Annotated in this window: 2 protein-coding genes; both read left to right on the top strand. The window is 71.9% G+C overall.

The window, feature by feature from the left end:
• Positions 1–245 precede the first annotated feature (245 nt).
• Entirely contained in the window at positions 246–1196 is a 951-nt protein-coding gene (gene ispH / locus Q0112_RS13665) for a 4-hydroxy-3-methylbut-2-enyl diphosphate reductase (RefSeq protein ID WP_297976173.1), read from the top strand.
• A gap of 7 nt (positions 1197–1203) precedes the next feature.
• Positions 1204–1557: ribonuclease HI (gene rnhA / locus Q0112_RS13670; protein WP_297976175.1), on the top strand; the 354-nt coding region annotated here is incomplete at its 3' end.

A 1557-nucleotide genomic window follows, 5' to 3' on the forward strand; every position in this document is an offset into this window, starting at 1 on the left:
CACCCCCAAACGAAGACCGGCCCGTCCGGTGCCGCCCCCGGACCCGCCGCGCCCGCCGGCGCGTAGGCGGCCGCCGCGTCTCGCCCCACCGTTAACCTTCCGCTGGCAAGCCGAAATTGCTGGCCCGATTCCAGCCGCTTTCCAGCCCACCCAAGCCACTGTTAACCCTGACGAAAACGGCCAGACGGTCGCTCGCGCCGGAATCCCCGCTTCCCTCCCTCTTCCCCCCGTGCTACCTCCCCGCCATGGCCGAGCCCCTGACCCTCTACCTCGCCGCCCCGCGCGGCTTCTGCGCCGGCGTCGACCGGGCGATCAAGATCGTCGAGATGGCGCTGGAGAAATGGGGCGCCCCGGTCTATGTCCGCCACGAGATCGTCCACAACCGCTACGTCGTCGACGGCCTCAAGGCCAAGGGCGCCGTCTTCGTCGAGGAGCTCTCCGACTGCCCGCCCGACCGCCCGGTGGTCTTCTCCGCCCACGGCGTCCCCAAGTCCGTCCCCGCCGAGGCCGAGGACCGCAACATCTTGTACGTCGACGCGACCTGTCCGCTCGTCTCCAAGGTCCACCGCGAGGCCGAGCGCCACTTCCGCAACGGCCTGCAGATGGTGATGATCGGCCACGCCGGCCACCCCGAGGTCATCGGCACCATGGGCCAGCTCCCCCCGGGCGCCGTTCTCCTCGTCGAGACCCCCGCGGATGTCGCCACCCTCGCCCCCGCCGACCCCGGCCGCCTCGCCTACATCACCCAGACCACCCTCTCTGTCGACGACACCGCCGAGGTCGTCGCCGCGCTGCGCGCCTGCTTCCCCGCGATCGTCGGCCCGCACAAGGAAGACATCTGCTACGCCACCACCAACCGCCAGGAAGCGGTGAAGGCGATGGCCTCCAAGGTCGACGCCCTCCTGGTGATCGGCGCGCCGAATTCGTCGAACTCCCAAAGGCTTGTCGAGGTCGGCCACCGCGCCGGCTGCGCCTACGCCCAGCTCGTCCAGCGCGCCGCCGAGATCGACTGGCGCGCGCTCGAGGGCGCCCGCGCCGTCGGCATCACCGCCGGCGCCTCCGCCCCGGAGGTGCTGGTCGAGGAGGTCGTCGCCGCCTTCCGCGCCCGCTACGAGGTGACCGAGAAGCTGGTCGAGACCGCGCAGGAGAACATCGAGTTCAAGGTCCCCCGCATCCTGCGCACCCTGGTCGCCTGAGCCCGCCTTGCCGGAGATCTTCGCCTACACCGACGGCGCCTGCTCGGGCAATCCCGGCCCCGGCGGCTGGGGCGTCGTGCTGCTCGCCCGCGACGGCGAGCACATCCTGCGCACCCGCGAGCTCAAGGGCGGCGAGGCGCAGACCACCAACAACCGCATGGAGCTGATGGCCGCCATCGCCGCGCTCGAGGCCCTCGACCGCCCGACGCGGCTCACCGTCGTCACCGACAGCGCCTACCTCCGCGACGGCGTGACCCGCTGGATCCACGGCTGGAAGACCAACGGCTGGATGACCGCCGCCCGGAAGCCCGTCCGCAACGACGACCTCTGGCGCCGCCTCGACGCCGCCGCCGCCCCCCAC

Origin of the sequence: uncultured Amaricoccus sp. (assembly GCF_937858865.1) — a bacterium.
Classification (GTDB): Bacteria; Pseudomonadota; Alphaproteobacteria; order Rhodobacterales; family Rhodobacteraceae; genus Amaricoccus.